The organism is Microbacterium sp. C7(2022), assembly GCF_028823665.1.
Lineage (GTDB): Bacteria > Actinomycetota > Actinomycetes > Actinomycetales > Microbacteriaceae > Microbacterium.
In genome coordinates this window covers 454,763-461,405 of record NZ_JAPEHV010000001.1, presented here as the reverse complement: position 1 = coordinate 461,405, position 6,643 = coordinate 454,763, and the positions used below count along the sequence as shown (strand labels likewise).

Sequence of the window (6,643 nt, the reverse complement as noted above, 5' to 3'; positions counted from 1 at the left end):
CCAACCACCCCCAGGCAACAGCAGGAATGACACCACACGACGGGACTTGACCGCGCTCAGACCACGTCGCCGATGGGCGCAGGCGCCTCGGGAACCTGCCGGCGCGAGCGCCGCGCGGCCCGCAACGAATCGGCCGTGAGCACGGCGAGCGCGACCCACACCAACGCGAAACCGATCCAGCGTTCGAGCGGCATCGGCTCTTGCAACACAAGCAACCCGATGAGGAACTGCAGGATCGGCGCCACGAACTGCAGCAGTCCGACGACGGTGAGCGGCACGCGACGTGCACCAGCCGAGAACAACAGCAGCGGCACGGCGGTGGCCACCCCGACGAGCAACAGCAGCGCCGTGTGCCACGCGCCGTGCGCGCCCATGGTCAGCCCGCTGGTGTTCGCGACGACCACCAGCACGATGCCGGCGAGGGGCGTCAGCCACACCGTCTCGAGCGTCAGGCCGCTGACCGCGTCGACGCTCGGTCCGTACTTCTTCTTGACCAGTCCGTACGTGCCGAAGGATGCCGCCAGGGTCAGCGCGATCCACGGGAACGATCCGTACCCGACGATGATGATGCCGACGGCGAGCGCGGCGATACCGATCGCCACCCACTGGGTCACACGCATACGCTCGCGTAGCACCAGCACTCCGAGCAGGACGGTGACGATGGGGTTGATGAAGTAGCCCAGGCTCGTCTCGATCACGTGGTTCGTGAGGGCCGCGTAGATGAAGACCTGCCAGTTGACGTAGATCAGCGCGCCGCCCAGCGCCGTGAGCGCCAGCAGGCGCGGCTGCCGCATGATGCCGCCGAGCCGTCGCCAACTGCGAGTGAGCGTGATCAGCAGCGCGCAGAAGATCAGCGACAGGACGATGCGCCACGCCACCAGCTCGAACGGCCCGGTGGGCACGAGCAGGAAGAAGTAGAGCGGCAGCACACCCCACAGCAGGTATGCCGAGAATGCGTAGATCCCTCCGAGCGTGCGCTCGCGCGCGTCATCCTGGCTCACGGGATCGGCTCGGTTCACTGGGCCAGCCTACGGCCGCAGCGCGCCTTCAAGACTCATGGATGCCACGCCCGCCCATCCGCGATCTGCCGACCTTCGTATGATCCCTGCCACGCGCCGTGTCGAGCACCCCGCCGGGGCGGTGCCACGCGCCCCTCCTTCCCCTCGAGCCTCGCCTGATCCCGACCTCGCCGCGAGTCTCCTGCCCTCACAGCGGGCCACGCCACGAACGTCCCGCCCCGCTCATATGTCACAACACGCCGGGCCGATCACTCACAAGCCACAAAGTGCGCCATACGAGCGCGCGGGAAGCCCACCGGGTGTCGTCCGCCCCGCTCATATGTCACAACACGCCGGGTCACTCGCCCACAAGCCACAAAGTGCGCCATATGAGCGCGCGGGCAGCCCATCGGGTATCGTCCGCCCCGTTCATATGTCACAACACGCCGGGTCGCTCGCCCACAAGCCACAAAGTGCGCCATACGAGCGCGCGGGCAGCCCACCGGGTGTCGTCCGCCCCGCTCATATGTCACAACACGCCGGGCCGCTCGCCCACAAGCCACAAAGTGCGCCATATGAGCGCGCGGGCAGCCCACCGGGTGTCGTCCGCCCCGTTCATATGTCACAACACGCCGGGTCGCTCGCCCACAAGGCACAAAGTGCGCCATACGAGCGCGCGGGCAGCCCATCGGGTATCGTCCGCCCCGTTCATATGTCACAACACGCCGGGTCGCTCGCCCACAAGGCACAAAGTGCGTCAGGTGAGCGGGCGCGGGCGTCAGGTGAGCGGGCGCACAGCACGGCGCGCGCACGAAAAGAGGGTCGGATGCCGAAGCATCCGACCCTCTCGTCGCGCGAAGCGCGAAACTAGCGGACGACGACCGCGAGGACGTCGCGAGCCGACAGGACGAGGAACTCGTCACCACCGAACTTCACCTCGGTGCCACCGTACTTGCTGTAGATGACGCGGTCACCGACGGCGACATCGAGCGGGACACGGTTGCCGTTGTCGTCGATGCGGCCGGGGCCGACGGCGACGACTTCACCCTCCTGGGGCTTCTCCTTGGCGGTGTCAGGGATGACCAGACCGCTGGACGTGGTCTGCTCGGCCTCGACCTGCTTGATGACGATGCGGTCCTCGAGCGGCTTGATGGAAACCGACACGGTCTACCTCTTCTTTCCTTGAGACTGAAGACTCGTTAGCACCCTCACACCGAGAGTGCTAATGGCAAGTGTAGGCAAGCGCTGGCACTCATGCAACGTGAGTGCCAACTCGTTTCACAATGTGGCACGAGCAGATCCCGCGATCCCCCGTCGATAGGCTGGCGGGATGGAAATGGCCGAGCTCACCGCGCTGCTCACCCCCGACGGGCTGCGCCTGCTCGACGAGGTCGGCGAGATCACCAGCACCGACGACGCAGCCCGCACGGTGTCGCGCCTGCGCGCGGGCGGGCACTCCCCCGACCTGGTCTCGGCGGTCGTCACGCAGGCCCGGCTACGGCAGAAGGCACACGCGAAGTTCGGCGAATTTGCGGGGCGGATGCTGTTCACCCGCGCCGGGCTCGAGCAGGCCACGCGGCTCCCTATCGCCGCACGCCACGCCGCACGGTTCCGCGATGCCGAAGCCACCCGCGTGGCCGACCTCGGCTGCGGGATCGGCGGCGACGCGCTCGGGCTCGCGGGCCTCGGGCTACACGTCGATGCGGTGGATGTCGACGAGGTCACCGCCGCCATCGCGGCCTATAACCTGGCGCCCTTCGGCGACGCGGTGACGGTGCAGCAGGGGTCAGCGGAAGCATCCGATCTCTCCCTCGCCGATGCGGCGTGGCTTGATCCCGCGCGCCGCACGGCCGGCCACAGCGAGACATCGCGCACGCGCCCTGAAGACTGGTCGCCATCGCTGGATTGGGTGTTCGATCTCGCGCGCCGCATGCCCGCCGGCGTGAAGCTCGGGCCGGGGCTCGATCGCGCGCTGATTCCGGATGACGTCGAGGCGCAGTGGGTGAGCGCCGATGGGTCGACGATCGAGCTCGTCCTGTGGTCGGGGCCCCTCGCGCGCAACGGTGTGCGGCGCTCCGCGCTCGTGGTGCGCGGCGATGCGGCACACGAGATCACGAGTGAAGCGGATGCCCCTGACGCGCCCGTCCGCGAGATCGGAGCGTTCCTCCACGAGCCCGAAGGCGCCGTCATCCGCGCGCGTTTGATCGGCGATGTCGCGCGGTCGCTCGACGCGGGCATGCTCGATGAGCACCTGGCGTATCTGACGGGTGATGCCGCCGTGACGAGCCCGTTCGTGCAGTCGTTCCGGGTGCGCGAGGTGATGCCGATGAAGACGTCGACGATCAACGCGTCGCTGCGGGTGAACGACATCGGCACGCTTGAGATCAAGAAGCGCGGCGTGGATGTGGATCCGGCCCGGTTCCGCCGCACGCTCGTGTTGCGCGGCCGCGAGTCGGCGACGCTCCTGCTCGCGCGCGTCGGCAGCAAGCGCCTGGCGATCCTGGCCGACCGCGTCGCGGCCGCGTAGCGCGCGCGGGATCCGGCCGCAGCGTAGTGTGCCGCGCCGGCCGCAGCGCCGTGTGCCGCGCCGGGTGTCGCGGTCGCGGCCGCGTAGTCCGCGCGCCGCGCCGGCGCCCGCTCAGCCCCAGATGTTGGCGACGTTCGCGGCGTAAATGAGCCACCCGGCGCTATAGATCACCGACACGGACCCCAGCACGATGGCCCAGACCGCGATCGCCCGCGATTCGAGGGGGCGAAACAGCGCGATGATCGCCGACACGATCGCAACGAGGCCGATCGGGAACCCCCACCCCACGAACAGCGACACCACGAGTCCGATGATCGCGAAACCGAGCGCCCATCCGGCGAGCCCGCGATACGGCGGCGCTTCGGCGGGCATCAGCCACTGCGCGACCGGCGTCGGGTCCGTGTCAGTGCCCGGCTCTTTCGGCGCCGACTGCGACGTGATCGGGGTGGGCGCGGTCGGCAGGCGCGTGAAGCCCCCGCGGTGGGCTCCGGGAAGAGTGGATGCCACGCCATGCGGCCTGTCCTCGGGAGCACCCTCGGTGCGGGGCCGTGCCTCGCTCCGGGTGCGCGCCGAAGCGGGCGCGGGCGCGGGTTCAGGCGCAGGAGCCGCGGGCGCGGCCGGCGACGACTCGGCAGCGGGCGCCGGCGACGACTCACCAGGAGCAGCACCCACCGGCGGATCGGCGGGGGGCGGCATCCGCTCGTCGTCGCTCATGCCCGCGCGACCTGGATTTCCGTGACCGGCAGGGTCGAGTCTGCGCCGAACTCAAGCGTCGAGGCCGGTCGGCCCGACATGATGAGCTCCGACGCGAGCGCGGCGATCATCGCGCCGTTGTCGGTGCACAGCGACAGCGGCGGAATCCGCACCGCGACACCGGCCGCTGCGGCACGTTCGAGGGCGACGTCGCGCAGGCGCTTGTTGGCGATCACGCCTCCGCCAAGGAGCAGGCGCGGCACGTCGTAGTCGCGACACGCGTTGAGCGCCTTCGTCACGAGCACGTCGACGACGGCCTCGCGGAACGACGCGGCGACATCGCCGACCGGGACGTCTTCCCCGGCATCCCGTCGCTGTTCGACCCACCGGGCGACGGCGGTCTTCAGCCCCGAGAACGAGAAGTCGTAGCGATGGGTCGCCATGTCGGACGCGCGCGAGAGGCCGCGCGGGAACGGGATCGCGTTCGGGTCGCCCTCGGCGGCGGCGCGGTCGATCTGCGGGCCGCCGGGGTAGGGCAGACCGAGCAGCCGCGCGACCTTGTCGAAGGCTTCGCCGGCGGCATCGTCCATCGTTTCGCCGAGCATCTCGACGTCGGTCGTGAGGTCGCGCACGAGCAGCAGCGAGGTGTGCCCTCCCGACACGAGCAACGCGACCGTGGGGTACTCGATCGCTGCGCCGTCGTCAGTGAGCACGTCGGCGGCGATGTGCCCGACGAGGTGGTTGACGGCGTACAGCGGCTTGCCGAGTGACACCGCGAGCGCCTTCGCCGCGCCCACGCCGACCATCAGCGCACCGGCGAGCCCCGGGCCCGACGTCACGGCGACGGCATCCAGATCACTCAGTGAGACGTTCGCTTCGGCGAGCGCGGCCTCGATCGAGGGCTGCAGCGCCTCGAGGTGCGCGCGGGCGGCGACCTCGGGGACCACACCGCCGTAGCGTGCGTGCTCGTCCATCGAACTGGCGATCGTGTTCGACAGCAGGGTTCGCCCACGCACGATCCCGATTCCGGTCTCGTCGCAGCTCGTCTCGATGCCGAGCACCAGGGGTTCCGTGCGGTTCACGAGCACACTCCTCCCTGCGCGCGCGCAGCGTCTGCGGCCGATGCGGAGGATTCCGGATGCCGCGCCGCGACCCATCCGCGCAGATCGGCCTTCATCACCACGGCGTCGACATCGTCGGGTTGGTAGTAGCGGGGGCGGCGGCCGATCTCTTGGAAGCCCTCTGAGACATACAGCGCCTGGGCGACGGGGTTGTCGTCGCGCACCTCGAGGAATACGTCGTGCACGCCGCGGTCAGAGGCCTCGGCCATCAGGGCGCGCAGCAACGCGCGACCCCGCCCTCGCCCGCGGGCGGACTCGGCGATGGTGATGGTCTGCACGTCAGCGTCTTTCGCCCCGCGCACCGCGCGGAGCCCGGCGTACCCGACAAGGGCGCCCGCCTGCTCGTCAACGATGTACCAGCCGTGCGGCGACGCGATCTCTTCGGCCATCATCGCCTCGGACCACGCATCCGACGGAAAGCTCGCGCGCTCGAGTGCCATGATCGCGCCGAGGTCATCCGCCGTCGCGCGTCGCAGGGTCATCGCGTGCCCCCGTCCGCCGCACCCGCACCCGCAGCCGCAGCCGGCGTGACCTTCTTCGGTCCGTGCGGCATCGTCACATCGGGAGAACGCAGATACAGGGCGTCACTCGAGGCGACCGATCGCCCGGCCGCCACCGCGCGTGCGGCGACGAGCCCCAGCATCCCGGCAGGAATCGCTTCCGCATCGCGGCGCAGAATCGAACCCGTTTCGAGAATCCCGTCCAAGTCATCGCGCGGGGTGAGCGCCGGCTCGGCCACGCGAACGGGGAGTCCGTCGGCGTCGAGACCGCGATAGACCGTGTACGCGAACTCGCGGCGCCGCGCGTCGGTGACGACGGCGAAGGGTTCGTCCGGGGCATCCTGAAACCCGCCGGCGAGGGCGTCGAAGAGCAGAAGTTCCAGCGCGACGGCGTCGTGGCTGGCGACCGGAATGACCGGGATGCCGCGCCCGAGCGCGAAGGTGCGCGCGGCGGCGATACCGACGCGAAGCCCCGTGAAGGGGCCCGGCCCCATGCCCGCCGCGACGGCGTCAATCGCGGATGCGTCGACCGACGCCTCGGCGAGCGCGCGCTGGATCAGCGTGCCGATCACTTCGGCGTGGCCACGGGGGTCGCTGCTGGTCGCTTGCGCAGCGATCACCCCGTCATCCTCCACGACGGCGACGGCGGTGCCGAGGGAGGTATCGATCGCGAGGAACACCCCTCCAGGTTAGTCGCGCAAGATTGTCCACCAAACGGCCGACATACAATCCGAATGTGGTTCGGTAACGTTGTCGTCACGGTTGGATCCCCAGCCGACCATGCGCCCTGGCAGGCTGACTTTC

General features: G+C 69.7%; 7 protein-coding genes. 1 reads left to right on the top strand and 6 read right to left on the bottom strand.

Annotated features, from left to right (window positions below; genetic code table 11):
- Nucleotides 1-56: 56 nt before the first annotated feature.
- Both rarD and groES read right to left on the bottom strand, forming a co-directional pair.
- The gene (gene rarD / locus ON062_RS02015; protein WP_274645449.1) at nt 57-1,019 is read right to left on the bottom strand and encodes an EamA family transporter RarD; all 963 of its coding nucleotides are present in this window, start codon (nt 1,017-1,019) and stop codon (nt 57-59) included.
- 846 nt (nt 1,020-1,865) lie between these two features.
- Nucleotides 1,866-2,162 carry a co-chaperone GroES gene (groES, locus tag ON062_RS02010; protein WP_251453483.1) on the bottom strand — a complete coding sequence of 99 codons (297 nt, stop codon included), beginning with the start codon at nt 2,160-2,162 and terminating at the stop codon, nt 1,866-1,868.
- Nucleotides 2,163-2,328: 166 nt separating this feature from the next.
- On the opposite strand from groES, the gene ON062_RS02005 reads away from it, so the two are divergent.
- The gene (locus ON062_RS02005) at nt 2,329-3,525 is read left to right on the top strand and encodes a class I SAM-dependent methyltransferase (RefSeq protein WP_274645448.1); all 1,197 of its coding nucleotides are present in this window, start codon (nt 2,329-2,331) and stop codon (nt 3,523-3,525) included.
- Between the two features lie 111 nt (nt 3,526-3,636).
- Here ON062_RS02005 and ON062_RS02000 read toward each other — a convergent pair whose 3' ends face one another.
- Genes ON062_RS02000 through tsaB form a run of 4 tightly spaced genes read right to left on the bottom strand, consistent with a single transcriptional unit; the run spans nt 3,637 to nt 6,519 of the window.
- Nucleotides 3,637-4,239: a hypothetical protein gene (locus ON062_RS02000; RefSeq protein WP_274645447.1), complete on the bottom strand. Its 603-nt coding sequence runs from the start codon at nt 4,237-4,239 to the stop codon at nt 3,637-3,639.
- Nucleotides 4,236-5,300: a tRNA (adenosine(37)-N6)-threonylcarbamoyltransferase complex transferase subunit TsaD gene (tsaD, locus tag ON062_RS01995; RefSeq protein ID WP_274645446.1), complete on the bottom strand. Its 1,065-nt coding sequence runs from the start codon at nt 5,298-5,300 to the stop codon at nt 4,236-4,238. Before tsaD ends, ON062_RS02000 begins: the two co-directional genes overlap by 4 nt.
- The gene (gene rimI / locus ON062_RS01990) at nt 5,297-5,821 is read right to left on the bottom strand and encodes a ribosomal protein S18-alanine N-acetyltransferase (protein WP_274645445.1); all 525 of its coding nucleotides are present in this window, start codon (nt 5,819-5,821) and stop codon (nt 5,297-5,299) included. Before rimI ends, tsaD begins: the two co-directional genes overlap by 4 nt.
- Nucleotides 5,818-6,519, bottom strand: a complete 702-nt coding sequence (gene tsaB, locus ON062_RS01985) for a tRNA (adenosine(37)-N6)-threonylcarbamoyltransferase complex dimerization subunit type 1 TsaB (protein WP_274645444.1) — start codon at nt 6,517-6,519, stop codon at nt 5,818-5,820. Before tsaB ends, rimI begins: the two co-directional genes overlap by 4 nt.
- Between the last annotated feature and the right edge of the window lie 124 nt (nt 6,520-6,643).